The organism is Desulfobacterales bacterium (genome assembly GCA_029211065.1).
In the GTDB taxonomy this organism is placed as follows: domain Bacteria; phylum Desulfobacterota; class Desulfobacteria; order Desulfobacterales; family JARGFK01; genus JARGFK01.
In genome coordinates this window covers 36,674-61,797 of sequence record JARGFK010000013.1, presented here as the reverse complement: position 1 = coordinate 61,797, position 25,124 = coordinate 36,674, and the positions used below count along the sequence as shown (strand labels likewise).

23 protein-coding genes and 1 pseudogene are annotated in these 25,124 nt (G+C 52.2%); 15 read left to right on the top strand and 9 right to left on the bottom strand.

Going from position 1 to position 25,124, the window contains the following annotated elements:
* A partial coding sequence (locus tag P1P89_04820) for an LUD domain-containing protein (protein MDF1590818.1) occupies positions 1 to 271 on the top strand: 271 nt, incomplete at its 5' end.
* Positions 272 to 508: 237 nt separating this feature from the next.
* Here P1P89_04820 and P1P89_04815 read toward each other — a convergent pair.
* Positions 509 to 891 (bottom strand): annotated as a pseudogene (locus P1P89_04815) (RidA family protein).
* 429 nt (positions 892 to 1,320) lie between these two features.
* On the opposite strand from P1P89_04815, the gene P1P89_04810 reads away from it, so the two are divergent.
* The 12 genes from P1P89_04810 to P1P89_04755 all read left to right on the top strand — a co-directional run bounded on the left by P1P89_04810 (position 1,321) and on the right by P1P89_04755 (position 12,973).
* Positions 1,321 to 2,133 carry a cytidylate kinase-like family protein gene (locus P1P89_04810; GenBank protein ID MDF1590817.1) on the top strand — a complete coding sequence of 271 codons (813 nt, stop codon included), beginning with the start codon at positions 1,321 to 1,323 and terminating at the stop codon, positions 2,131 to 2,133.
* A 47-nt stretch (positions 2,134 to 2,180) separates the two neighbouring features.
* Positions 2,181 to 2,843 carry a response regulator gene (locus tag P1P89_04805; protein MDF1590816.1) on the top strand — a complete coding sequence of 221 codons (663 nt, stop codon included), beginning with the start codon at positions 2,181 to 2,183 and terminating at the stop codon, positions 2,841 to 2,843.
* Between the two features lie 326 nt (positions 2,844 to 3,169).
* Positions 3,170 to 3,682 (top strand): response regulator, encoded by a 513-nt coding sequence (locus P1P89_04800; protein ID MDF1590815.1) that lies wholly within the window; start codon positions 3,170 to 3,172, stop codon positions 3,680 to 3,682.
* A 376-nt stretch (positions 3,683 to 4,058) separates the two neighbouring features.
* Entirely contained in the window at positions 4,059 to 4,682 is a 624-nt protein-coding gene (locus tag P1P89_04795) for a class I SAM-dependent methyltransferase (protein MDF1590814.1), read from the top strand.
* 108 nt (positions 4,683 to 4,790) lie between these two features.
* Positions 4,791 to 5,552 carry an IclR family transcriptional regulator gene (locus tag P1P89_04790; protein ID MDF1590813.1) on the top strand — a complete coding sequence of 254 codons (762 nt, stop codon included), beginning with the start codon at positions 4,791 to 4,793 and terminating at the stop codon, positions 5,550 to 5,552.
* A gap of 55 nt (positions 5,553 to 5,607) precedes the next feature.
* Positions 5,608 to 6,927: an AMP-binding protein gene (locus tag P1P89_04785; protein ID MDF1590812.1), complete on the top strand. Its 1,320-nt coding sequence runs from the start codon at positions 5,608 to 5,610 to the stop codon at positions 6,925 to 6,927.
* A 4-nt stretch (positions 6,928 to 6,931) separates the two neighbouring features.
* Positions 6,932 to 7,135 carry a hypothetical protein gene (locus tag P1P89_04780; GenBank protein MDF1590811.1) on the top strand — a complete coding sequence of 68 codons (204 nt, stop codon included), beginning with the start codon at positions 6,932 to 6,934 and terminating at the stop codon, positions 7,133 to 7,135.
* Between the two features lie 11 nt (positions 7,136 to 7,146).
* Positions 7,147 to 9,258 (top strand): molybdopterin-dependent oxidoreductase, encoded by a 2,112-nt coding sequence (locus P1P89_04775; protein MDF1590810.1) that lies wholly within the window; start codon positions 7,147 to 7,149, stop codon positions 9,256 to 9,258.
* Positions 9,246 to 9,704, top strand: coding sequence for a 4Fe-4S binding protein (locus P1P89_04770; GenBank protein ID MDF1590809.1), 459 nt, complete (start codon positions 9,246 to 9,248; stop codon positions 9,702 to 9,704). The genes P1P89_04775 and P1P89_04770 overlap by 13 nt, the downstream gene beginning before the upstream one ends.
* Positions 9,705 to 10,087: 383 nt before the next feature.
* Positions 10,088 to 11,107, top strand: a complete 1,020-nt coding sequence (locus tag P1P89_04765; GenBank protein MDF1590808.1) for a TRAP transporter substrate-binding protein — start codon at positions 10,088 to 10,090, stop codon at positions 11,105 to 11,107.
* A 67-nt stretch (positions 11,108 to 11,174) separates the two neighbouring features.
* Positions 11,175 to 11,675 (top strand): TRAP transporter small permease, encoded by a 501-nt coding sequence (locus P1P89_04760; protein MDF1590807.1) that lies wholly within the window; start codon positions 11,175 to 11,177, stop codon positions 11,673 to 11,675.
* Positions 11,660 to 12,973 (top strand): TRAP transporter large permease, encoded by a 1,314-nt coding sequence (locus P1P89_04755; GenBank protein MDF1590806.1) that lies wholly within the window; start codon positions 11,660 to 11,662, stop codon positions 12,971 to 12,973. Before P1P89_04760 ends, P1P89_04755 begins: the two co-directional genes overlap by 16 nt.
* Positions 12,974 to 12,982: 9 nt before the next feature.
* Here the strand turns inward: P1P89_04755 and P1P89_04750 are convergent, their stop codons facing one another.
* The 7 genes from P1P89_04750 to P1P89_04720 form a co-directional block, all read right to left on the bottom strand.
* Positions 12,983 to 13,471, bottom strand: coding sequence for a response regulator (locus tag P1P89_04750; GenBank protein ID MDF1590805.1), 489 nt, complete (start codon positions 13,469 to 13,471; stop codon positions 12,983 to 12,985).
* A gap of 111 nt (positions 13,472 to 13,582) precedes the next feature.
* Positions 13,583 to 14,809 (bottom strand): response regulator, encoded by a 1,227-nt coding sequence (locus P1P89_04745; GenBank protein MDF1590804.1) that lies wholly within the window; start codon positions 14,807 to 14,809, stop codon positions 13,583 to 13,585.
* Position 14,810: 1 nt separating this feature from the next.
* Positions 14,811 to 16,955 (bottom strand): SulP family inorganic anion transporter, encoded by a 2,145-nt coding sequence (locus P1P89_04740; GenBank protein ID MDF1590803.1) that lies wholly within the window; start codon positions 16,953 to 16,955, stop codon positions 14,811 to 14,813.
* Between the two features lie 131 nt (positions 16,956 to 17,086).
* Entirely contained in the window at positions 17,087 to 17,647 is a 561-nt protein-coding gene (locus tag P1P89_04735; protein MDF1590802.1) for a hypothetical protein, read from the bottom strand.
* Between the two features lie 146 nt (positions 17,648 to 17,793).
* Complete coding sequence (locus P1P89_04730; GenBank protein MDF1590801.1) at positions 17,794 to 18,861, bottom strand: phosphotransferase family protein; 1,068 nt, start codon at positions 18,859 to 18,861, stop codon at positions 17,794 to 17,796.
* 11 nt (positions 18,862 to 18,872) lie between these two features.
* Entirely contained in the window at positions 18,873 to 20,087 is a 1,215-nt protein-coding gene (locus P1P89_04725) for an acyl-CoA dehydrogenase family protein (protein ID MDF1590800.1), read from the bottom strand.
* Positions 20,088 to 20,113: 26 nt separating this feature from the next.
* Complete coding sequence (locus P1P89_04720) at positions 20,114 to 20,821, bottom strand: phosphoglycerate mutase family protein (GenBank protein MDF1590799.1); 708 nt, start codon at positions 20,819 to 20,821, stop codon at positions 20,114 to 20,116.
* Positions 20,822 to 21,134: 313 nt separating this feature from the next.
* On the opposite strand from P1P89_04720, the gene P1P89_04715 reads away from it, so the two are divergent.
* The gene (locus tag P1P89_04715) at positions 21,135 to 21,914 is read left to right on the top strand and encodes an electron transfer flavoprotein subunit beta/FixA family protein (GenBank protein MDF1590798.1); all 780 of its coding nucleotides are present in this window, start codon (positions 21,135 to 21,137) and stop codon (positions 21,912 to 21,914) included.
* Positions 21,915 to 21,924: 10 nt separating this feature from the next.
* A complete protein-coding gene (locus P1P89_04710; GenBank protein MDF1590797.1) occupies positions 21,925 to 22,902 on the top strand; it encodes an electron transfer flavoprotein subunit alpha/FixB family protein in 978 nt (325 codons plus the stop codon).
* 70 nt (positions 22,903 to 22,972) lie between these two features.
* Here P1P89_04710 and typA read toward each other — a convergent pair whose 3' ends face one another.
* On the bottom strand, positions 22,973 to 24,814 hold the full coding sequence (gene typA / locus P1P89_04705; GenBank protein MDF1590796.1) for a translational GTPase TypA: 1,842 nt from the start codon (positions 24,812 to 24,814) through the stop codon (positions 22,973 to 22,975).
* Positions 24,815 to 25,124 lie beyond the last annotated feature (310 nt).

Sequence of the window (25,124 nt, the reverse complement as noted above, 5' to 3'; positions counted from 1 at the left end):
GCTTTGTTCCGGTCCCCAAAAGGTTATCGTCGTTGCCGGAACCAATAAGATTGTCGACACACTGGATCTGGCAATTCATCGAACCCGGAACCGTGCGGCCATACTGAACGCCATTTCGAAAGAACGGAAGGTTCCCTGTGCGGAAACCGGGATATGCAGCGACTGCAATGCACCCGAGAGATTGTGCGCCGCTCTGATGATCCTTTTCAAAAGGCCAAACGATATACCTGAGTTTACGGTGGTCCTCATAAATGAGGAGCTGGGGTTCTAGCCGCTCCCGGCCTTTTATGCCACCCGCATGCTGGGCATTGATCCTATCGCATCAGTATGATATCATCCCAATATTTGAGAGAAGCGTTACAACCCACTGTTGAGGGAGGATGCAAATGGCAAAAGCAAGAGACACCAAAAAAGATGTCAAAAAGAAACCGGCCAAATCTTTGAAGGAAAAACGCAAAGAAAAACAGGAGAAAAAGAAAGGTTAGCACGATAATACGCTACCCCAGGGTTAATCCAATACGGCAACTGCCTCCACTTCAATCAAAAATTCCGGCATTGCCAGACTTTGGACAACCAGAAAGGTATGGGGCGGAAACGGTTCCGTAAAGAACTCCTGGCGGACATTTCTAAACGCATCCCGGTAATGAAAATGGGTCAGGAATGTGGTCATTTTGACGATATGCGCCAGGCTTCCTCCGGCCTCCTCCAGAATGTTTTTAGATTGGTGAACACCTGGCGGGCCTGGGTTTCAAAATCACCTTGACCCACGAGTTTCCCGTCTCTGGCCTTTGCAACCTGCCCGGCGATATAGAGGGTTTTCCCTGCCTTGGCGGCGTGGGAGTAGCCTTCGGCCGGATGCACCCTTTTGGGTTTTAAAATTTCATGTGCCATTGCTGTTTCCTCCTACTCAAAAGATCTAAAGTTTACCCACTTGAGAATACCGGCGGATGCTTTTCCGCCGTTTAAACGGATGCCCCCCGCCACTATTTTTCTCCCGTCAGGACGTGCCTTCCATTAAAATCACTTTTTAATTGACTTGCAATAAGGTTCTTCTTATGTTTTTATTTAAAAATTACATCGCGGCAAAAGCCTTTTCTCCGTGATTCAGGTTTATACCGCTTTCCATAATAAAGTTCCGAAAAAATGAATTGCAGTATAAGCGATTGTAGAAAAAAACGTTGGGATAACGAAATGCTTTTTTGACAACCGCTATATCGACCACCGATTGCGGCAGGATCACTGGAGAAGTAAAAACTTTTTTAAATAGCAGGCAATATCATACAGGCTGCCGAAATCTGCCTGTTAAGATTAGGGGAATTTATGTCGGTTATTACCATATCCAGAGGATCATTCAGCCACGGCCAGGAAGTAGCAGAGCGAACAGCCAAAAGATTAGGCTATGATTGCATCTCGCGCGAGATTCTTATTGCGGCATCCAAAGATTTTAATATTTCCGAAATAAACCTTTTTCAGGCCATTCATGATGCCCCCACTTTCATGGACCGTATTCTTTTAAGAAAAGAAAAATATATCGCTTATATCCAGGCCGCCGTTCTGAAAACCCTGCAAAAAGGCAATGTGGTCTATCACGGATTTGCCGGTCACTTTTTTGTTAAAGACATATCGCATGTTCTCAAGGTACGCATCATTGCGGACATGGAAGAGCGCATGCGTATCGTGACGGAAAGAAACGGCCTCTCCCGCGACGCGGCCACCGCCTACATCCAAAAGCTGGACGAACAACGCCGCAAATGGAGTCAGCAACTGTACGGCATTGAAACCGCCGATCCCAGCCTGTATGACCTGGTCATCCACATCGACAGGATCACGGTGGACGATGCCGTGGATATCATCTGCCATAAAATCGGTTTGCACCATTTTCAAGCAACACCGGAATCCCGGCAGCAGTTAAAAGATCTCAGCCTGGCCGCCGAAGTAAAAGCAGCCCTGATCGATCTGAAACCGGATATCGAGGTTACGGCCCGAACGGGAACGGTGCGGGTAACGGCAAGTGCTTCGTCGGCGCAACAGTCGAAACTGGAAAAGGAGATGCGTAAAGTCGCCGAAACGATACCCGGCATACAAAATCTTGAAATCGACCTGCTGTACGTTGCATCTTACAGCGTTGATTAATCGACTTAACCAATCCTTATTTCAATTTTAGCTACCGTAGAGGCCCGATGAAAATACTAATCGCCGAAGATGATGCCATAACCCTGAAAATGCTGGAACGAAAATTAGGCAGTTGGGGCTATGAAGTTGTTTCCTTCACAGATGGCAAAGCCGCTTGGGAAAAGTTGCAGCAGGACGATGCGCTGAATCTTCTCCTGCTGGACTGGATGATGCCGGGAATGGACGGTATTGAAATTTGCCGCAAGTTAAACCAGCAGCCAAAAGATACCCCCACTTATATCATCCTCCTGACCGCGCGGGACCAGGAGGATGATATCGTAGCCGGACTCGATGCCGGCGCAGACGACTATATTACCAAGCCGTTTGGAAACAACGAATTACGCTCAAGAATCAATGTGGGCCGCCGGATCCTCGCTTTACAAAATGCGCTGCTGGAAAAAGAAAAACTTCAAGCAGTCTTTGAAACGGCCGGCGCCGTCTGCCATGAAATGAATCAGCCCCTGCAGGTGGTGTCGGGGGTTGCTGAATTGCTGTTGCTGGATGTGAAAACCACTGATCCACACTATGAAAAATTGACGACCCTCATGGAACAAACCGAACGAATGGGTCAAATAACCAACAAGCTCATGAAGATTACCAAGTATGAAACCAAGAAATATCTTAAAAGCAAGATCGTAGATATCGACAAGGCATCCAAAGAAACACTTTAGATCGGCGCCCCGGGTGCACACAAAACCGTGCACCTGCACACAAAACTGTGCATAAACTTCCAAGCTCTCACGCTTACTGCTTATTGTCGCGACATTTCATTTCTTCGCCTGACAACTTGTTTTATAATGATATCTGTATGTTGTTATAAACACAGCCGCTTCTAAATTTTTTCTGGCTGATTTTAAGTATTGGCACAAATTTTGTATCATTTTATACAAACACACAAAAGCGTTTGCGCTTAGATTATGACCATGCACGTTATTTTTTAGTCTTGCGGCGCATCTTTCTTTTCTGGATAAATTTTCATGGAGGATAAGGCAATCGCATGAATGCCTACAACAGCAGTAAAATGATGACGCCGGATGATCAGACAGAATCAATGTCCGAAAATCAGGAAACCGTTTACGATGACCAGTCGGAATCCCGGGATACGATTATTGACGATCTTACGGACACCCCCGTTAAAAATCCCGTAAAGAGCATCCTGTTTGTCGACGATGAGGAACCGGTGCGCCGGTTGTTCAAGGAAGCCCTGGAAAAATTCGGATATCAGGTCCGTCTGGCGACAAACGGAAATGAAGCGATAGCGCTATTTCGTGCGGAACCTGCCGATTTAATGATTACGGATATATTCATGCCGGAAAAAGACGGACACACGTTGATCTTGGAAGTAAAGCAGGATTTTCCGAATGTTCATATATTTGCCATCACCGGAAAGAAATTTTTTGACCCCCAGATGGAATTGGATATTGCCAAAACACTTGGCGCCATCAAGGTGTTTACCAAACCGTGCAAATTAAGTCAGCTTTTAGCAGCCATTAAAGAGCTCTCGGTATAACACTAGAACCTATCTCAAAAAAGTCTTTTCGCCCCATATCGGCGTTGAATCCGCGCATCAAGTCCTCGAAATACACAAGTATTCCTGCGGGTTGATGCTTGGCTTCGCCTTGATCTGGAACGAAAATCTTTTTTTTGAAATAGGTTCTACTTGCACCTAAACAAAAGGGAGGGCCGTATGAACATTTCGGTTCTCCCTTTTGTTTACTTATTCCTGCCGATATTTCCGTCGCGACCTTGACATTCTAATGTTAAAGGGTAATAAAATCCCACCTGCACGTTTCGCTGAAAAAAACGATTGAAGCATCCTTGCGGATACTTCTGTTTCCGAGCGTTATTCTCATACACGGTTACAAACAATTTCAGAAAGGACAATTTTGACTGCCGTCAACAACAAAACGGAAATCAAGGCATACGGACTCCGGCTGCTGCTTTCACGCCATCCCGAAATCGCAAAACTGAAAAGAAAACACGCACCCTCCGTTCATGGCAATAAATCATGGAGCACAAGCTGGGTGCTCATCGACCACATTAGAAAAACCCGGTTGATACCCGGTGCTAAAATCCTAGAAATCGGCTGCGGATGGGGAATGACCGGTATCTTTTGTGCAAAAAAATTCGATGCTGCGGTAACGGCGGCGGATATCGATCCGGACATCCACCCCTTTTTGGATCTTCACGCCAGGATCAACAAAGTCAAAGTGGCGTTTCTGAATAAAGGGTTCGATCAGATCAGCAGCAGTCGCCTCCGGGATGTCGACTTGATCATCGGCTCGGATATCTGCTTCTGGGATGATTTGATCGATCCGCTGCGCCGGCTTATTCAGCGGGCCCGGCGGGCTTCGGTCGGCCGGATACTCATTGCAGACCCCGGGCGTCCGACATTCGACAGCCTGGTTGCATCCCTCTCACCGAAAAAAGGGGTGGAAGTCCTCGATCACGAAATAAAGAAGCCCCGGCGTATGAGCGGAAAAATTTTACATATTACCCATCACCCCTAAAAAACCTTGCCAAAGTTTTTACCCCCTTGACACCCTTCTCCGTTTGTTTTACCATAAAAACGTTTGTTCTCTATACAAAACACCTCTTAAGGACTTGAACGTAAAGGTATGGGAAAAGGATTTAAACCGGTCCCCGCCATAGAAAAATGCTTCAGCATGCTGGACCTTTTCGCAAAATCGAAAAATCCTTTGGGAATCACTGATATCTCCAAGGCCTTGGGCTACCATAAAAGCACGGTTTTCAACATCCTTCACACACTGGTGGGCATCGGCATCCTTGAAAATGAGAATGAAAACAAATTCCGATTCGGCACCAAACTCTACCTGCTGGGCAAAACCGCGGGAACAAGCTCCGAATTGATAACAACCGTTCACCCCTGTCTGAATGAGATCAATCAAAAGACCAAGCTGTCCGCATTCCTGGGGATTCGTTCCGGATTGAGGGCGATTATACTGGACAAGGTCGATTCAGCTTTCGACATAAAAATTTCTTCAGAAATTGGCATGCGAATCCCTCTCCTTGCCGGCGCAGGCGGTAAAATCTTACTGGCCCAATTATCTGATGATGAGGTTCAAGACATTCTTTCTAAGAATGAGCTCAAGAAATTTACGCGCTATTCGTGCACAAATAAAAAAAAGTACATGGAAATGATCCGGGAAACCCGCACGGAAGGCGTTGCCATCGACAAGGAAGAATACATTGAAGGCATATGCGCCCTGGCAGTGCCCGTTAGCCTGAAAATAGGAAACAACCCGGTTGCCATCTGGGCGGTAGGTCTTAAACGCCAGATGGAAGATAAAGACATCCCTGTCTATGCAGCGCTCTTAGAAGAGATCGCCAGGAAAATCGAGACGCGCTTCTCGCTTTAATGCGTCCGGCCCCATTTGATTTTAATTTTTAGGACAATGAGGTGAGCTTACGATAATGGAAAAACAGAACCCTCTTTATTGGAATCCCCTTCTGGAAACCCTTCCCCGGGAAAAGCTCGTCAAGATCGAATTGAACAATTTTCGCAAATACCTCCGGTACGCCAAAGCCCATTCCGCCTTTTACATGAAACGGTTTAAAAACGTTGAACCCGAAGATATCAAAACCCTGCAGGATCTAAAAGGGCTTCCGCTGACTGAAAAAGAAGACCTTCGTGTCGCCCAGGCGGGTGAGGACCCGACGATTTACGGTCATATCCTGGGGGTTGACCCAAGGGATGTGACCACTTTTCGTCAGACATCCGGTACCACCGGAAAACCGGTCTATGTTCCGGAAAGCGCCGAGAGCTGGCAGTGGCGGGTGGAGGTCTGGTGCCACATCCTCTGGATGGCCGGCTTCCGGGAGACGGACCGGGTGTTTGTTCCCTTTGGCTACAATGTCTATGTGGCTTTCTGGGAGGGTCACTATGCCGCTGAAAAACTGGGCTGCGAAGTCGTACCGGGCGGCGCCCTGGACACCAGTGCCCGGATCAGCAAAATGCTGGAGGTGAAGCCCACCGCGCTGCTGAACACCCCCACCTATGGCCTTCACATGGCGGAAGTGGCCAACGAGATGGGGTTAAACCCCAAGGAAATCGGCATTAAAAGAATGCTGTGTGCCGGAGAGCCGCTGCCCCGGGCAACCCGGAAAAGGCTCGAAGCTGTCTGGAACGCCGAAGTCTATGATCACATCGGGGGAACAGAGCCCTGCGCCTGGGCCGCCATGTGCGGCAGCCGTAGCGGCCTTCATATTATGGAGCCGTTTTTTCTGGTGGAAGTTCTTGATCAGGAAACCTTGAGCCGGGATGTGGACAAAGGGGAACTCGGCGTAGCGGTTGTGACCCCGCTGGGGAGACGTTCGTTTCCCCTGGTCCGGTTCAATACAAAGGATGTCGTGCGAAGGGGACCGGATGGATGTCCTTGCGGCCGAACGTCCATGACCGTCTCAGAAGTCGCCGGTCGGTCGGATCATTTGCGAAAGATCAGGGGGGTCCTTTTTACGCCGGTCTCCGTGGAAGATCTTTTAAGAAGTGAATTTCCCGAAATCAGTGAATATGAAATTGTCGTGGCGAAAAAAGGCGCCCTGGATGAGATCACGCTTAGGGTGGAACTGCCGGACAAGCCCGGCAACGACAGGCTGGCCGAATTCTCAGCCAACCTGTCCGAACGGTTAAAGATCAAGACCAACCTGCGGTTTGGGATCGTTTTTGTCTCCCGGGGGGAACTGCCCCGGTATACCCTGAAGTCAAAGCGATTTAAAGATCTGAGGGAGAACTAACGACATGGATAATGTGATTCGCGCCGGACAAACATGGGATTTAAAGGAAATGCATGCGAAAATTGCAGAGATCGAACTGCGCATCAATGAACTGCGCGACCTGGGGATAGGTTTGCCTGCGGTTGAAAAGAATACCCGCAGCATGCTCAATTACATCTATGTTTTAAAGTTCGGCATTTCGGATATCTTCGATATGGAAAATAATTAAGGAGGACACGGATGGGAGCAGTAAAAAAAATTCGAACGGTCTGTCGCAGCTGTCATGGCGGATGTGGTGTCATCGCTCACGTTCGGGACAATAAGGTCATCAAAGTGGAGGGAGACCCGGCCTCGCCCATAAGCCAAGGCACCATGTGCAGCAAGGGGCTGGCCATCACCCAGTTGGCCTATCACCCCGATCGGATACGCCATCCCATGAAAAAAACAGAGAAGGGCTGGGAGCGAATCTCCTGGGATGACGCCCTGGACACTGTTGTTGCAAAGTTTAAATCGGTCATGGACGCCAGCGGGCCGGAGTCCATCGTCATTGGACAGGGAACCGGCAGAGATTATGAAAGTCATCTCTATCGGTTCGCCAACCTGCTGGGAACCCCCAACGTGCTCACCGCCGGCCATATGTGCTACGTTTCCCGGGTCGGGGCCACCCTGATCACATGCGGCAACCTGCCCGTAGCCGACTGGCACGGCCATCCCCGATGCATTGTCATGTGGGGCTGCAACCCCCAGTGGACAAACCCGGACGAGCACAAGGGCGTTGATTTCTGGAGCGCTTATAAAAAGGGAGCCAAGCTGATTGTCATCGACCCCCGCAAGGGATTTCTTGCCAAAAAAGCGGACCTGTGGCTCCAGATCAGGCCCGGTACCGACGGGGCCTTGGCCATGGGGTTTATGAACGTGATCATTGAAGAGGACCTTTATGATAAAGATTTCGTGAATCATTATGTTCATGGATGGGACGCCTTTGTTGAGCGGGCAAAAGAATATCCTTTGGAAGCGGTTGAATCCATTACCTGGATCCCTAAGGACCTCATTCGAAGGGCAGCCCGGATGTACGCCAAAACCAAACCGGCGATTCTCCAGTGGGGCGTACCGACAGAACAGACCATTAACTGTACGGACTGCACCCGTGCGCTGGTGGGGCTGATGGCGGCGACCGGGAATTTGGACGCGCCCGGAGGAAACGTCTTTTTTGTGCCGCCGAAGGTGCGATCGGTATCGGCCTTTTCCCGCCATAAGGATTTAGCGCCGGAGCAGCGCAAAAAACAGCTGGGCGGGGACCAGTACAAGCTGGCTGCACGGGTGGCCCTGATCAGTCCGAAAGCGGCCTGGGACGCCATTCTGACCGGAAAACCCTACCCCTTAAAAGCCGGCCTGCTTTGCGGCACCAATCCGGTGGTGACCCGGGCAAATGCCCGTGAAGCCTACGCCGCCTTGAAAAAACTGGAATTTCTGGCGGTGATGGATTTTTTCATGACCCCCACAGCCGACCTGGCAGACATTTTTCTGCCGGCCGGGACCTGGCTCGAACAGAACCATATTGCCGACAACTGGAAGCGCCACGGTTACGCCCTGGCCCGGGAGAAGGCCGTCGATATCGGTGAGTGCTGGCAGGACCATAAAATTTTTATGGAACTGGGCAAACGCATGGGGCAGGAATGGTTTAGTACGGTGGAGACTGCCCTCGATTACCTCCTTGAACCTTCGGGACTGACCTGGGAGGAATTTAAAAAGGTCGGATATTTAAAAGGGGAAATGGCGTACCACAAATATCGGCAAAAAGGCTTTTCAACACCGACGGGTAAAGTGGAGCTGCTGTCAACCGCCCTTGAAAAATGGGGCCATGATCCCCTGCCGAAATATACCGAAGTGCCGGAAAGCCCGGTCTCCACCCCCGATTTGCTGGACGAATTTCCCTACATCCTCAATGCCGGTTTGCGGACCCCCACTTTTTTTCACTCCGCCAACCGGATGATTCCCTGGCTGCGGGAGATCCGGCCCGACCCCATCGTGGAAATCCATCCCGAAACCGCTAAAAAGCACGGGATCGCGGCCGGGCAGTGGGTAACCATTGCCTCACCGCGAGGCCGCGTCAAACAGCGGGCCAAGTTGAATTTCGGGATCGATCCAAGGGTCGTCGTGGCAGAGCACGGCTGGTGGTTTCCCGAAATGAAGGAAGAGGGACACGGCTGGGATATTTCCAACATCAATATTCTGACGGATAACGCACCGGAAACCCTGGATCCGGTGATGGCGGCAACAAATCTCAGGGTTTGCCTGTGCAACATTTCACCCTGCGAAGATCAAGAGGAGATGAACGGATGGAGAAATTAACACTGATGTTTTTTAAGAAGGAATGCATGGGGTGTCATGCCTGTGAAGTCGCCTGCAAGCAGGAGCACGAACTGGGCATCGGACCCAGGCTTGTGCGCGTGGTTGAAAACGCCCCCGATTTTTTTCCGATCCACTGCCACCATTGCGCCAATGCGCCCTGCAAGGTATCCTGCCCGGTGGAAGCCATTTCCAGAAATGAACGCGGGATTGTCCTGATCGACAAGGGGCTTTGCATCGGCTGCAAAGCATGCCTGGAGGCCTGCCCTTTCGGGGCCATGCAGTATGATAATGCGACTGAAACGGCGGTTAAATGCGATCTTTGTATCGAACGCCTCAATCACAATGAAGCGCCCGCCTGCAGCAACGCCTGCCCGACCCGGTGCATCTTTTGGGGCGTGGCTGCAAAACTCAATGAGAAGTTAGAAAAACCTGTTTTATCAGGTTGATAGCTTCTCACCAGGGTTTGGTTAAGGACGCGCGTTTCCCCTGGAGAGGGCGCCGCCCGTCACAATCAGGAAATACGGAATGTTATTTTAAAAATATTGTTGTAAATTTAGACCGTTTTCTTATAATGATAACCCTGTCGCAAGATGGAATATGCGTGGACAGATAGAAGGGCCCCTCTATAGGCTTTTTTTGTTAGTCATTTCTCCGATTGTATGCTATGGGGTCGATCAGGGGCCGGCTTGAAATCACTGTTTTTTTTACCGGCGTCCCGATCGTTTCCATTTAAAAAACCTATGCCAGAAAGGAGGTATGCACACACCCCCCCATAAACGTTAAACCGACTGTATTTTTCCCGCATAAAAACGACAAGAAGGAGGTTCCCATGAAAAAAATTTTCTTTGCGTCCGTCCTGATTGTATTCATTAGCATCGCATTCATTTTAATCGGCCCGAACGCACAGGCCCAGACCGTCAAACTCACCTACAGCAACTTCTTCCCACCCACGCACGTTCAGAGTGTTCTTGCCGAAGCATGGTCCAAAGAGGTTGAAAAACGCACCAACGGCAGGGTCAAGATCGAATATTACGCCGGCCAGACCCTCACCAAGGCGAACCAGTGTTACGACGGCGTGGTGGAGGGACTTTCCGATCTGGGGTTTTCAGTCTTGGCATACACCCGCGGCCGGTTTCCGGTAATGTCCGCCATCGATCTTCCGCTGGGTTATCCCAACGGCAAGGTGGCAACCCTGGTGATTAATGAAGTCTATAAAAAGTTCGCACCCAAAGAACTCAGCGACACCCAGGTCATGTATCTCCACGCCCACGGACCAGGCCTGGTCCACACCAAAAGCAAACCGGTTTCAAAAATCGAAGACATGAAGGGGCTTAAATTCAGGGCGCACGGAACCAGCGCCCTGGTGGTGGAAGCGCTGGGCGGCACCCCGGTGTCTCAACCCATGCCGGAGACCTATCAGATGCTTCAAAAAGGGGTCGTCGATGGGGCTGTTTATCCGTTTGAAGCCAATAAGGGCTGGAAACTGGGCGAAGTGACCGGTTTTGCCACGGCAGCCTTCAGCGCAGCCTACACTACCTCCTTTTTTGTGGTGATGAACAAGAATAAATGGAATTCCCTGCCGGCGGATGTTCAGAAGATCATCGCAGGGATCAACGAAGAGTGGATCGTCAAGCATGGCGATGCCTGGGACACCAGTGATATGGAGGGGCTCTATTATTTCCTCAATCAGGGCGGCCGGATTATCGGCATCGATAAAAAGGAAGCTGCCCGGTGGGAAAAAGCGGTTGCACCGATTAATAACGACTATATTAAAACCCTGAACGAGAAAGGGTTTAATGGCAAGGAAATCGTTGAGTTTACCGTCAACACCCTTAACAGCCTGAAATAACTTTCGGCCGCCGGGGCGGGAAAAACTCCCGCCCCGGACCCGGCGCTCAAGTAAATATCCGATCAATATGCTGATTCTCTGGAAAATAATTCATAAAATCGTTGACATCATGAAAACCATGGGCGCGGTTTTCATGATGGGGATGGTCGCCCTGACTTGCGTCGATGTTATCGGCCGGTTTTTCGGCCATCCCATTTTCGGGTCCATTGAATTGGTCATATTTATGGCCGCCCTGTCGGTGGCAACCGCGCTGCCTTACACCCATCAGGTCAAGGCTCACATCGGTGTGGAAATTCTGGTTCGCCTGTTTTCCAAAAGGGTGCAGACAATTATGGACCTTTTCACCGGTTTCCTGAGTCTGGGATTATTTGCCCTGGTCACCTGGCGCATGGCCGTTTATGCCCATACCATCCAGAAATCAGGGGAGGTCTCCATGACCCTCGAGTTTCCGGAATATGTTCTCATCTATACGGTGTCTTTCTGCTTCCTGATTTTCTTTCTTTTGATCATCCAGGATATAGTGGAGAATATTGCCAAGCTGAGAGGAAAAGAATGTCGCCAACCCTGATCGGAATCATCGGTATTGCGCTGATGCTTGTCCTGTTCATGACCCGTATGCCGGTGGCTTATGTCATGGCCCTTGTGGGATATGTCGGCTTTTCCGTTATGATTTCTCCAAAAGGCGGCCTGAATCTTCTGTCGAGAAACATATACGAAGCCTTCTCGTCCTATGGACTCACCACCATCCCTTTGTTTATCCTGATGGGCCAGTTTGCCTTTAACGCCGGCATCAGCCGGAAACTGTATGACAGCGCCTATAAATTTCTGGGGAGCACCCGCGGCGGTCTGGCCATGGCCACCGTGGCCGCCTGTACGGCCTTCGGCGCGGTATGCGGTTCAAGTCCGGCCACGGCCGCAACCATGGCAACGGTCGGCATGCCCGAGATGAAACGATACCATTACGCCGACGAACTGTCGGCCGGTTCAGTGGCAGCCGGCGGAGGGCTGGGAATGATCATGCCGCCCAGTGTCGTTCTCATCATTTACGGGGTCTTGACGGAACAGTCCATCGGCGCCCTGTTTGTAGCAGGAATTCTGCCGGCCATTGTCATGACGATCCTGTTTATCATCGCCATCTATATCCAGTGCCGCGTCGCTCCGGATCAGGGCCCCCATGGTGAACACTTTACCTGGCGGGAAAAATTCAAGTCCTTGGCCGGCGCCTTCGATACCGTTGCCGTTTTTTTCCTTGTCATGGGCGGTCTTTTTTTTGGTCTTTTCACCCCCACGGAAGCCGCAGCCGTCGGCGCCGCCGGCGTCCTGGCCGTATCCCTGATCCGGCGCAACCTTAACTGGCAGGGTTTCGTCAAGTCCCTGTATGAAACCCTGCGAACTTCCTGCATGGTGATGCTCCTCATCGCCGGCGCCGTGGTTTTCGGCAAATTTCTGGCGGTTACCCGCATCCCCTTCAACATCGCCTCGTGGATCGGCGGATTCGACTTGCCGCCCTATATGGTTCTGGGGGCCGTTGTGATGGTTTATCTGATCGGCGGGTGCATCATGGATGCCATGGCCCTGATCATGCTGACGATACCGATTTTTTACCCGGTCATCCTCCAGTTGGGATACGACCCGATCTGGTTCGGCGTGATTATCGTGCTGGTCACCCAGATGGGCGTTATCACACCGCCGGTGGGCATCAATGTATATGTTGTTTTCGGCGTAGCCAAGAGCCTCGGGTTAGACGTTTCCCTGGAATCCATATTCAAAGGGATCATCCCGTTTCTGATTGCCATCGTCATCGGGATTATCATCATGACGATCTTTCCGCAGATTATCCTGCTTCTGCCCCAACTGATGTACTGAACCTTACCTTTAATGGAAGGGAAATTTATCCCAGGAAATTTTGTCGTCCTTTTGCCATTCGGGACCGAAACGCTGTTCACAATAAGTTCCCAGCCGTTCAAACCATCGGCTCCAGGTGTTTTTTCCCTTTTCCAGGGAGTCCAGGATGTCGTTTAGATAGGTCTCGATTTCGGCCATCTTCTCTTTGGGCACGTAAAATGCGGCGCCTTCCTTATAGGATCGCACCACATTATCGGGGCTCAGGGCATGCGCTGTCAGCATAACGGAGATAACATTTTTCTTTGAGGCTATTTTCAGCAGATCGTAACCGGCCACCCCCATAATATCCAAAATCGCAAATTCAAATTTCTCATTCTCCAGCAGCCTGCTGGCTTCATCGAAGCTGGAAGCTCTAGTGATATCGCACATGGACAACAACTCTTCCAACGTATCCAGGACATCCGGTTCGTCATCCACGATCAGGATTTTCTTGCCTTTCAAGAGGGCTTCTTTGGACATGCTATTCTCCCTTCGTTGAAAAAAATGAAAATGATGTTAATTTCCATATCTTTTAAAAAATTGCCTTATCACCATAAATAGCGATAACAGGCCTCAGGTATCCGGAACCGATTACGATTGTCGGGCAATATTTCGGCGGATTTTTTTCTTTGCCCTGCGAAGCGTTTCGCTCAGGATGTCAGGATCCACCGGCTTCTGTAAAAAGGCAAATGCGCCCAGTTCCATACACCTTTTTCTTTCGGCCTCGGAACCATGCGCCGTCATGATGATGACTTCCACCTCCGGCCGGTTTGTTTTAACCTGCTTCAAGACTTCCATGCCATTTATCCCGGGCATATTCAGATCCAGCAGCATCACTTCCGGTTCTTCCTCGCTGATCAGGTCCAGTGCCGCACTGCCGTCATAGGTCACGGCCGCGTCTATATCCTGCATTGTCAGACGCTCCGACAGGGATTCGGCGAATTCACGTTCATCATCCACCAGCAGAACCCGGTCCGGCAACGAAAAATCGTGCCGGCGATAGATATTGCTCTTATGGTATTTTTTGCCGATCTTGAGCTGAACATCGACAGCCCCCGGCACCTGACCCACAAGCTTGCGAAGTTCGTTTTCAAGGCGTTTGAACCGCAGCACATTCCGGTTGATGGTAAGGGTGACCTGCCCGGCTTGAGTCGCGACATCCACGGAATGACCCGCCTTAAACAGGGCTTGTTCAACCCGGGCTTCAACCATAAAATCGGCAACCGCCTGTTGGGACCGTTCAGTCGGCTGGACGACCGCTTTAGCTGCATTCTCGGCAATTCGGCCCACTGCGTCCGATACGGCTATTTTGTCCATGGGCAGGACCATATCATAGAAAGATCCGTCCCATGGGTCCTTTTTTTCGAATAGCGCCAGTGTCCAGGCGACACGGTCTTCATCCTTTTTGTTGATCAGCCGAATGGCTTCTTTTTCCGTGATTTTGTCCGCCGCGACTGCCAGTGCAATTCGGTGTTTCATATCCGCAATCAGGCAGACCCGCAGGATATGCGAGATCGGTTTCGGAATCAACTGACCGCAAAAACCTGCAATCAGCAGTTTATCCCGGGAAAGCAGTTTTGCCAAGACGGATTTAAGGAAAATGACGGCCTGTTTTTTTTCCCGGCCGAACTTGTCGAAAATGGATGTCTTGGCTGAAAAACACCGTGCAATTTTACCCTCGGACAGACCGGAAAGCCTGCCGGCTTCAGCAACTATTTCAGAATCGGCAATCAATTCATAACCGGTTGCTTCCTGCAGCCGGCCGATGACATCTGTCTCTTTGCAGTAGCTTCCGCTGAATACCGTAATGACAGACATGTTAAACCTCGCTTTCGCTTCCCGGCAGACGGCACACCGTCGTAAGGGGGCACATTTTTTCTTCGTTTTCACTGTGGGTCTGGGCATGCACCGCGGATATCGCTTTTTCGATCGTTGGATAAAAGTGGTCCTCACCGATTTTGAACAGCAGATGGGTGCGTTTGAAAACCGCCATGACCGACCGGTTGGCGCCGGCAAAAGAAATATCCACGCCGGCGCTGCGGACCCTGTCCACGATTAAAGACAGCGCCTCCTCGCCGGTTGCATCCAGATCGTTGATGCTGTTGGCATAGATAATAATATGTTTCAGTTCTTTTTTGGTTTGACGATGCATATTGATCTGGTCTTCCAGATAGGTTGCATTAGCGAAAAACAAAGGCCCGTCGAACCGGACCACTTCCATGAGACGGCACTCCTGCAGGCAGAAAGTCACGGCATCATGGAGCGCTTCATCGTCATAAAGCGACAGAGAGGCCGTGGCCGGACGCATGCTTTTATAAAGAAATACCAGCAGGGACAGCCCCACCCCGATAAAAATACCACGATCCAGGTGCGGCGCTGAAACCAGTGTGCCGACAAATGTGATGATGGAGATGGCGCCGTCATACCACTGGGCCTGCCAGGCATGGATGAAGCCTGAAATGTTGATGAGATCTATGACCGCCACCATAATGATGGCCGCCAGGACAGACTGGGGCAAATAATAGAGCAGCGGCGTAAAAAACAGGAGCACGAGGGCCACTGCCAGCCCGGTAATCACACCGGAGAGCCCGGAAATCGCACCGGTCTGCAGATTGACGGCCGATCGGGAGAATGACCCGGAAGTGGGGTAACTGCTCGTAAAGGATCCGAAAATGTTGGCAAGGCCCTGCCCGATGAGCTCCTGGTTCGGGTCGATTCGCTGTCCGGTTTTGGCTGCCATGGCCTTTGCGATGGAAATGGCCTCCATGAACCCCAGCAAAGAGATGATCGCAGCAAAGGTCAACAGGTGTAACACAGTATGAAATTCCATTCGGGGGAACGAAACCGCCGGCAACCCTTTCGGAACGAACCCTACCACTTTGCCGCCGGACGTTAAGCGGATGGAATCGGTCAGGATCGTCTGTTTGTCTATTTGGATGCGCCAGGTTCGGCCATCGCTTTGGCTGTCTCGGGGGACTTCATTTTTCAACCATAACAGCAGGCTTCCCCCGGGACTGCGCACACCCGCAAGATAAAAACCCCGCAACTTTTCACGATAGCCGGCCGCCTGTTTTTTTTGGGTATCAACATGGTGCGTCAAGACCGCTATCTGATGTTTCAGCTCCAGCGCCTTGAGCGGATGGAGCGTTTTCGCGGCCCGGTTCAGCTCCCTGGTCAGCTCGCTGCGATTGCTGGAAAGCGACTGGACCGAGAGCATCTCCCGGTTGTATAGCTGTATCAGTTTGTTGACTTCCTGGGATTGGACCGCCGGCAAGTCCACCGACGTTTCACGGTAAAAATCCAATCCCCATGACAACAGGCTTGTCACAACCACCGCCACCAGTATGCCGGGAACTCTGGGCACCAGCCGCTTTAAGCCGTACATAATGACAAACGCCAGGAGCCCCATCATCAGGGTCGGTCCGTGCGTATCGGCGGCGACGGCTTTGAATAAGCCGACGATGGTATCAAGGTGATTCAGGGCTTTATCAATATCGACACCGAAGAGCTTTGGGAGTTGCGATGAAGCAATAATGATGGCGGCGGCATTGGTAAATCCGTTTATGACCGGGAGGGAGAGAAAATTAATGACGATACCGAGCCTCAGAATACCCAAAGAGAATTGGATAACGCCGATAATCAGGGTCAGCATGACGGCATAGGCGATATAGCCCTGGCTTCCGGCAGTCGCCAGCGGTTCAAGGGTCACGGCCGTCAGCAATGAAACCACCGCAACCGGCCCGGTCGCGAGCTGGCGGCTCGAACCGAACAGGGCCGCCACCAGCGGCGGCAGAAAGGATGCATACAGCCCGTAATAGGCCGGCAAACCCGCCAGCTGCGCATAGGCCATCGACTGCGGAATCAACACCAGGGCCACGGTAAGCCCGGCAACGGCATCGGACTTGAAACTGTCGAACCGGTAATTCTGGAACCACTCTAAAAATGGAAAAATACGTTGCGCCAAAATTTACCGCCCAAATGATGGTAGTGAATGAAGAGATCCGGAATGTTATTTTAACAGGCCGGCCGAAGGTCTCAATACAGACCTCCGGCAGCGCCTATAAAAATTGAATGACATGGAGAGAAAACGGCTGATCAGCCCCGGGAGGGTCCGAAAGAGGCTTCAAAAAGATCATAAACCGCTTTGCGGCCGTCATCGGTCAGGTTTCGGGTACCGGTCCCGGCAAATGTCTTATGGGTAATCAGCGGCTTTTGGGCTACCCAGTTGTTATCCTTCCAGGTAAACCAGCCTTTGCGGTCCTGGTCGTACACACTGACCGGGCGGTTAAAAAGTTTTGCCAGCTCAACCCCCCAACCGGTTCCCCCCTTGACAGTGCCGTCCGGCTGTATCCAACCCACGGCAATCACGCAGTAACCGCTGTTGACCATGTGAAAAATGGACTGAATCACCTTCCGGATTTTTTCAGCCTTTGAAAAGTTGCGGCCCACGCGAAGGGAGACAATCTCCATGCTGACATTGCCCTTTTCGAGTTCAGCCGGGCTCAATACCCGGACCCCTCGCGTGCGCTCGACTTCGTGTCCGTCAAACGAATAGTTAACTTCCTGAATTCCCCACTGCTCGGCAAGCTTCCCGAACTCGGCTTCGGCGCCTTTGTGCCCCCCGCTGTAAAGCGTAATAGTCGAACGATCCGTCATTGTGTCTGTCTCCTTTTCTTGACCCCCGTTTTAAAATGCGATCTTCTAAAATAAACGACCCCGTCCGGTGGCGGCGGGGTCTCACCGCTAATATAAGCTGTTTTTTTCAGATTGCAACCGGTCCATCATATTTTTTTATCCGGAGGTTACAGTTTTGACCCTTCCATCACCTTAACCGCAGCGCGCTCAAGAATATGGACGACAAAAATCAGCATCCCGAAACGTTTATCTTTGGTCTGGCCGTGAAAATACCGGTAGTAGATCTGCTGGGCGATGACCGCCAGGCGAAACATGCCAAAACAATAATAAAAGTCAAACTTTTCAAAGGACCGGCCGGATTTTTCCCGGTAGCGGCGGACCATTTCCGCCCGGGTCGGGAAACCCGGCAGATGCGTAAGGGTCATCCGGATTTCCTTGCGTTCATCCGGATCATCCTGCTCGACCCAGTATGCCAGGGTATTGCCGAGGTCCATGAGGGGATCCCCCACTGTCGCCATTTCCCAATCCAGCACGCCGATGATCTTTTCAGGATTAAAACGGTCCAGTACGATATTGTCAAGACGATAGTCATTATGAATGATGGACGGTCGCTTTGTATCGGCCGGCATGTTTTCCTTAATCCAGGCCATCACCGTTTCAAAGTCCGGGGCATCTTCCGTTCGGGCGGCCCGATAGCGGTCACTCCAGCCGGCAACCTGTCGAAAAATGTATCCGTCCGGTTTGCCGAAATTTTCCAGGCCCACCGCCTTGTAATCAATCCGGTGCAGCTCCACCATGACATCAAGGAATCGATCGCACAGTGCGTCGGCCTGGGGGGGCATTAACGTCAGGCCGTCGGGCAGGTTTTTACGCAGGATGATGCCGTTCAGTCGCTCCATCACATAGAACGGACAGCCGATCAGCGCCGGATCTTCTGAATATGCCAGGGGTTTCGGGCAGTAAGGAAAAACCGGGTAAAGCGCCGTCAGAACACGAAACTCCCTTGACATGTCATGGGCGCTTTTGGCTTTGGTGCCGAAGGGGGGGCGCCGCAAAACCATTTCACGATCGCCGATGCCGAGCAGATACGTCAGGTTCGAATACCCCCCGGGAAACTGGCGGATATCCAGCGCGCCGCTCAATCCCGGAATCGCGTCTTTTAAAAAACTTTCGACCTTTTTCCGATCCAGGGACTCTCCATTTCGAATGGATGTGGCCTTGTCCGTAAAATCCATCAGCCCTCCTTTTAGTTGGGAAAAAGGGGTCTGTTTCCAAAATCCTGCAAAATCCGCCGGGCCACCGAAATTTTATGAACCTCATCGACGCCGTCGTAAATTCTGGCGGCCCGCTCATGCCGGTAAAAAAATGCCAGAATGGTGTCGTCGGTCATGCCCAGACCGCCGTGCACCTGCAGGGCGCGGTCCACCACCTTCTGCAGGATGTTGGCTGCAAAAAATTTTATCAGGGATATTTCCTGGCGTGCTTCCCGGGCGCCATACTGCTGCATTTTCCAGGCCGCATGCAGAACCATGAGCCGCGCGGCCTGAATATCGGCAGCGCATTCGGCGATCCAGGCCTGGATGATCTGCTTGCTGGACAGGGGGCGGCCATCGGGTGCAATCACGCGCTCCATCGCCCGGACGCACATCAGCTTAAACGCCCGCTGACAGATTCCGACCCATCGCATGCAGTGATGAATCCGCCCCGGTCCCAGTCTTTCCTGGGCGATGACAAACCCCTGACCCTCGGGCCCCAGCAGGTTTTCCCGGGGAACCCGGCAGGACTGGTACAGTATTTCCGCGTGGCTGGCCCAGCCGGAGCCCTCATGCCCCATCACCGATATATTGCGCACCCGGTTGAAACCGGGGGTATCCGTGGGAACGATGATCATGCTGGCCTGGAGGTAGGGCGAAGCCTCGGGATTGGTGACCGCCATGACAATGGCAAAACGGGCGCCGTCGGCACTGGACGTATACCACTTCTGGCCGTTGATGACATAGTCGCTGCCGTCCTTCACCGCGGTGGTCTCCAGCATAATGGGATTGGAGCCGGGCATTTCAACCTCGGTCATGGAAAAACAGCTGCGGATATCTCCCGCCACCAGTGGTTTCAGAAATGTTTCTTTCTGCGCTTCTGTCCCATAGCGGTGCAGGATTTCGATGTTCCCCGCATCCGGTGCCTGGGCGCCGAACACGTAATGGCCCAGCGGGGTCCGTCCCAGGGCCTCCGAAACCAGGGCAAAATCCATCAGGTCCAGACCCATGCCGCCCAATTCGCGGGGATGCTGGGGCGCCCACAGCTCCATCTGTCTGACCATCCGTCGTTTTTCTTCCAGTTCGGACGCCATCGATGCAAAGGATCGCCGCAAAAACTCCGGCTCCATGGGGATCAACTCTTTTTCAACAAATTCTTCCATCATCGCGATGATGGTCCGGGTTTGTTCCGAAACGTTGAAGTCCATCGCAACCTCCTCTTAAAAGCGATCGTTCACCGGTAAGTCAGCAGATCGGCACTATCCTGAGCTTCAAGATGGGCCGTAGAATTAAATGAAAAGAGCCCCAATCCCCTGCTGCCATACTTAAATACGGACACGGATGTGTTGCGCACCTGCCAGGAAAGTTCAATTGTTTTGACGTCTGAAATATCGAGCGCCATCTGCACGGCCACGGCAACACAGCCTCCCGACGTAAATACAGCGGCTCTTTTTTGCGGTCCGCCCGCTTTCATCAGTTGCTGAATACCCCCGCGGATTCTGGCGCCGTAGTCCGGCCAGGTCTCTATGCCCCCGGTATCGTACCGGCCGCTGATCCACCTCGTAACCGCTCGCTCAAACAGTTTCTGGAAGGCCGGCCGGTCAGCGGCCCTGCGGGCTAAAATCTCCCCAAGGGCGGGTTCTTCATCAATCATTAAGGGAATCTGGGTTTTGAGGATGGCCGTAAAATCGTATTCGTCAAAAGCGGACTCCCGGCGCAGCTTCAACCCGGTATGATCTTCCGGCATCCGGGACAGCACCTCTCTGGCCGTATCGACCTGCCGCTTCATGGTGCCGGCATAGACGCTGTCAAACTTCAATCCCAAACGCCTGAAATACTCCCCCAGGATCTGCGACTGACGGACGCCCAGCGCTGAAAGCTGGTCGTAATTATCGTTTTCGAAAGACGCCTGGGCGTGCCTGATAAAATAAATTTCACTCATAAACCCGCTTTCAAACAGAGGGGAAAAGGGGTCCTGGGTTCGGGGGTACCAGTGGTGATATCTTGACCTTCCCAGCCGCTTGATCTTCGAACTTCCTGTTTCTGACTGGTCACTCGTCACTTGTTACTCGTTACATTTACATCTTATTTTAAGGTTTCACCGCCAATCGTGTCAAGCAAATAGCGTTATTGCCATAAATATGCGCCCCATCCGGAGGGCGGTCGTTTTTTCCTTGAAAAAAAGATGGTGATACCCTAACTATCTTTCACCTGCCTAAAGGGCTGTAGAATAAGGGGCCTATTTCGTGTCAGCCATGAAAATACTTGTATGCATAAAACCCGTACCTGAATCCGAAGCGCCTGTCCGGATTGCGCCGGACGGGAAATCCATTCAAACGGACCCGTTGTCCCCGCTGCGGATGAATCGTTATGATGAACAGGCGCTGGAGGAGGCGCTTCTGATCAGGGACACGTTTCCCGATACACGCATCGAGGCAATCAGTGTCGGACCAAAGCGTTCTGAAACGGTATTGAAAAGGGCCCTGGGCATGGGGGCAGACCACGGGATCCATATCTGTACCGACATTGAAAACGATCCGGTCCCCGCTGTCGTCGCCGCATGGGTCGCCGCAGCCGCTCGCAGCAGAAATTATGATCTGATCCTTAGCGGCATGATGTCGGAAGACGGACTGCACGGCCAGGTGGGGCCGCTGGTGGCTGAGCACCTGTCCCTGCCCTGTGTGACCGCTGTTGTCGGCATCCGGATCACACCCGGCAAGGCAACCGCGTCCGTCCAGCGCGTGCCGGCCGAAGGCCTTCGGGATTTGCTGGCATTAAGCCTTCCGGCCGTATTGACCATCCAGAGCGGCGCACAGAAGCCCCGCTACCCGTCCCTTTCAAATATCCTGCGCGCAAAAGGACAGGATCTTGAAATCATCGCCGCCGCATCCCTGAGCCGTCCGGAATCATTCCAACAGGCCGTCCGGTTTAAATATCCCCAAAAAACCCGCTTCGGCAGATTCCTTGAAGGCAGTCCGCAGCAGAAGGCGCAGGAATTATTGAGTAAACTCAAAGAAAAGTCTTTTCTGGCTTAAACGAGGGATGATGACGCGACCCATTGTCGTTATAGCAGAACACCTGGAGGGAAAAATCAGGCCGGCAACCTATGAGCTTATCGCCTTTGCCCTAGAACTCCGGCAGGCGATGCCGGCGCCGATCAAGGTCCTTATACTGGGAAACGACCCCGAAGATATGGCCCATCTCATTGCCGCAAAAACCGGTCTGGATGTTATGGCCGTCCAGGAATCGAACCGCCCCCGGTATAACGGCGACCTTTACAAAAACATCCTTGCACCGCTGCTGTCGGAGCTGAATCCCGACTACGTCTGCATCGCCCAGACCCCCATGGGGATGGATTTTGCCCCGGGTCTGGCCCACCGATTGGGCGCTGTCTGCATTACGGGCGTAGAATCGGTATATGAAGATAGGGGGCGCATCCTGTTTACCCGGGCATTCTACAACGGCAAGATCCTGGCGGATATCTGTGTACAAGCCAAAACCGCTGTTCTGACGGTTGCCCCGGGATTTTTCAAACCGTCGAGCGCAGATCCCGCCGCTCCCGGCCGGGTTGAAATCCGCAAGACACCCGGTGGAGAGGCACGCATCCGCACGGTTGAAACCCGGAAGGCACCCGCCCAGGAAAGCGAAATTGCCCAGGCCCCGGTGATCGTGTCCGCCGGCCGGGGTGTCGGCAAGAAGGAAAACCTGGCGCTGATTTTCACGCTTGCCGCCCTCTTTCCGCTCTCTGCCGTGGCCGGCTCCCGCTGGATCTGCGTTGCCGGCTGGCTCGAACACCGGCGCCAGGTGGGATTGACAGGGGCGGTGGTTTCCCCGAAACTCTATATCGCCTGCGGCATTTCCGGGTCCGTCCAGCATCTGGCCGGCATGCGCGACTCCGGCTTTATCGTAGCGGTCAACAGCGACCCCCATGCCGCCATTTTCAACATCGCCGATATCTGTATCGTGGAAGATCTGAATATATTTATTCCCGCCCTGATTGAAGCACACCGGCAAAAAACTTGATCCGGCCCAATATTTTAAATCATTATATATTCCCGACAGATAAACACTGTTCCGCCGGGCTGACACCGGATCAAGATTTTGTCTTCAGGCTGGCGGCGCGCATGTTATGACGTTTTTGGGCGCCAAGTTCGGCCTTGCGCATGCGGATGGAACGGGGGGTCACCTCGACCCGTTCGTCATCCCGGACAAAGCTGATGGCCTGCTCCAGGGTTAAGGGTTTTATCGGTGACAGAATGACGTTTTCATCTTTATTGGCGGCCCGCATGTTGCTCAGCTTCTTTTCCTTGCAGGCGTTCACGTTGAGATCGCTGCCACGGTTATGCTCCCCGATGATCATTCCTTCGTAGACCGGGTCGCCCGGATTGACGAAAAGCCGGCCCCGCGGCTCAAGGTTATAGAGGGCATAGGGAACGGCTGTTCCCGTCCGGTCGGCCACAAGGGAACCGGTGAAGCGACTGAGACTTTCTCCCCGGAATTCGTCATACCCGTCAAAAAACGGATGCATGATGCCGGTGCCGTGGGTATCGGTAAGAAATTCGTCCTGGTAGCCGATCAACCCCTGGGAGGGCACGGAATATTCAACCCGAACCCGGCCGCTGCCGTTGTTGGACAGGCTGATCATCTTGCCTTTGCGGCAGGAAAGCTTTTCAGTCACGACGCCCATAAAGCGTTCATCACAGTCCACCAAGAGCCGTTCCATGGGTTCGAGTTTACGTCCGTTTTCATATCGGTAAATGACTTTGGGCCGGCCCACGCAGAATTCATAGCCTTCCCGCCGCATGGTTTCGATGAGAATGGCCAGTTGAAATTCCCCGCGGCCTTTAATCAAAACGCTTTCCTGTTCACCGGTTTCCTCCAGCTGAATGGCCACGTTCATCCGGAGCTCTTTCTGCAGCCGCTCCCGAACCCGGCTGAACTGGACATGCTTGCCCTCTTTTCCGCTAAAGGGTGAGTTGTTCACCGAAACCTTGATGGAAACCGTCGGCTGATCGATTCGAATCCGGGGAAGCGCCCGGGGGGTTTCCAGGTTGCAGATGGTATCCCCGATCTGGACCGCTTCGATGCCGGCCAACACGGCAATATCCCCGGGTTGGACTTCCTCTACCTCCAGAAGATGAATTCCCTGAAATATCTCTAGCTTGGCAACTTTAAGCGGCGTCTGCCGCCCGGATTCCCCCAGACACACCAGATTGTCCCGGGCATGGGCTGTTCCGTTGAAAATCTTTCCGACAGCCAGACGGCCGACGTAATCCGAGTACGCCAGATCCGATACCAGCATCTGAAATGGCGCGTCCTGATCATAGGCAGGCCCGGGAATCTCTTTAAGGATGGTATCAAATAGAATATGGAGATCCCTGCCGGTCTCTTTCAAGGTTTTCTGGGCGATCCCGTCGCGGCCGATTGCATACAGCAGCGGGAATTCAAGCTGATCTTCATTTGCGCCCAGATCGATGAGCAAGTCGTATATTTCATCCAAAACCGCCGCCGGCCTGGCATCCGAACGATCGATCTTGTTGATGACCACGATGATCTTAAGCCCGGCCGCCAGGGCTTTTTTAAGAACGAAACGGGTTTGGGGTAGAGGACCTTCAGACGCATCCACCAGCAAAATCGCCCCGTCCGCCATGGAAAGCGCCCGTTCCACTTCTCCGCCGAAATCGGCATGACCCGGGGTGTCGATAATGTTGATGCGGACGCCCTGCCACATGACCGAGCAGTTCTTGGCCGCGATGGTAATCCCCCGTTCCCGTTCAAGTTCCATGGTGTCCATGAGCCGTTCGTTAACATTCTGATTGTCACGAAACAGGCCGCTCTGGCGAAACATCGTATCCACCAGGGTGGTCTTGCCGTGGTCGACATGCGCTATGATTGCGATGTTTCTTAGTTTGTCGTTTCTTAATTCAACTGCCATCCGTTTGTTTCTCCCACTGGTTATGATCTCTGCCGTCAATAAGGAAGTGGGAATATAATCATATAAATATAAATAACAAGGATTTTCTCAAACAATGATGACAACCCTCCCGGATAGCTGCCATCATTGTGATAATAAATTTTTCAAGTTGTAAAACAAATTGACAATTTAGCCGGACGAAGTTCCTGTTTTTGAGTTCTACCGGACCATCAACCCACCCACTGCTTTTTTTACGGTAATGCAGTAAGCGTTAAAAACATCATGGTTACGACATGTTAGCCGAGCCGCCGGGCACCCCTCCGCCCATGCC

Coding starts and splice junctions, on each gene's coding strand:
- P1P89_04810 (MDF1590817.1), top strand. CDS start 1,321: ATGTCGGTTATTACCATATCCAGAGGATCATTCAGCCACGGCCAGGAA.
- P1P89_04805 (MDF1590816.1), top strand. CDS start 2,181: ATGAAAATACTAATCGCCGAAGATGATGCCATAACCCTGAAAATGCTG.
- P1P89_04800 (MDF1590815.1), top strand. CDS start 3,170: ATGAATGCCTACAACAGCAGTAAAATGATGACGCCGGATGATCAGACA.
- P1P89_04790 (MDF1590813.1), top strand. CDS start 4,791: ATGGGAAAAGGATTTAAACCGGTCCCCGCCATAGAAAAATGCTTCAGC.
- P1P89_04785 (MDF1590812.1), top strand. CDS start 5,608: ATGGAAAAACAGAACCCTCTTTATTGGAATCCCCTTCTGGAAACCCTT.
- P1P89_04780 (MDF1590811.1), top strand. CDS start 6,932: ATGGATAATGTGATTCGCGCCGGACAAACATGGGATTTAAAGGAAATG.
- P1P89_04775 (MDF1590810.1), top strand. CDS start 7,147: ATGGGAGCAGTAAAAAAAATTCGAACGGTCTGTCGCAGCTGTCATGGC.
- P1P89_04770 (MDF1590809.1), top strand. CDS start 9,246: ATGGAGAAATTAACACTGATGTTTTTTAAGAAGGAATGCATGGGGTGT.
- P1P89_04765 (MDF1590808.1), top strand. CDS start 10,088: ATGAAAAAAATTTTCTTTGCGTCCGTCCTGATTGTATTCATTAGCATC.
- P1P89_04760 (MDF1590807.1), top strand. CDS start 11,175: ATGCTGATTCTCTGGAAAATAATTCATAAAATCGTTGACATCATGAAA.
- P1P89_04755 (MDF1590806.1), top strand. CDS start 11,660: ATGTCGCCAACCCTGATCGGAATCATCGGTATTGCGCTGATGCTTGTC.
- P1P89_04750 (MDF1590805.1), bottom strand. CDS start 13,471: ATGTCCAAAGAAGCCCTCTTGAAAGGCAAGAAAATCCTGATCGTGGAT.
- P1P89_04745 (MDF1590804.1), bottom strand. CDS start 14,809: ATGTCTGTCATTACGGTATTCAGCGGAAGCTACTGCAAAGAGACAGAT.
- P1P89_04735 (MDF1590802.1), bottom strand. CDS start 17,647: ATGACGGATCGTTCGACTATTACGCTTTACAGCGGGGGGCACAAAGGC.
- P1P89_04730 (MDF1590801.1), bottom strand. CDS start 18,861: ATGGATTTTACGGACAAGGCCACATCCATTCGAAATGGAGAGTCCCTG.
- P1P89_04725 (MDF1590800.1), bottom strand. CDS start 20,087: ATGGACTTCAACGTTTCGGAACAAACCCGGACCATCATCGCGATGATG.
- P1P89_04720 (MDF1590799.1), bottom strand. CDS start 20,821: ATGAGTGAAATTTATTTTATCAGGCACGCCCAGGCGTCTTTCGAAAAC.
- P1P89_04715 (MDF1590798.1), top strand. CDS start 21,135: ATGAAAATACTTGTATGCATAAAACCCGTACCTGAATCCGAAGCGCCT.
- P1P89_04710 (MDF1590797.1), top strand. CDS start 21,925: ATGACGCGACCCATTGTCGTTATAGCAGAACACCTGGAGGGAAAAATC.
- typA (MDF1590796.1), bottom strand. CDS start 24,814: ATGGCAGTTGAATTAAGAAACGACAAACTAAGAAACATCGCAATCATA.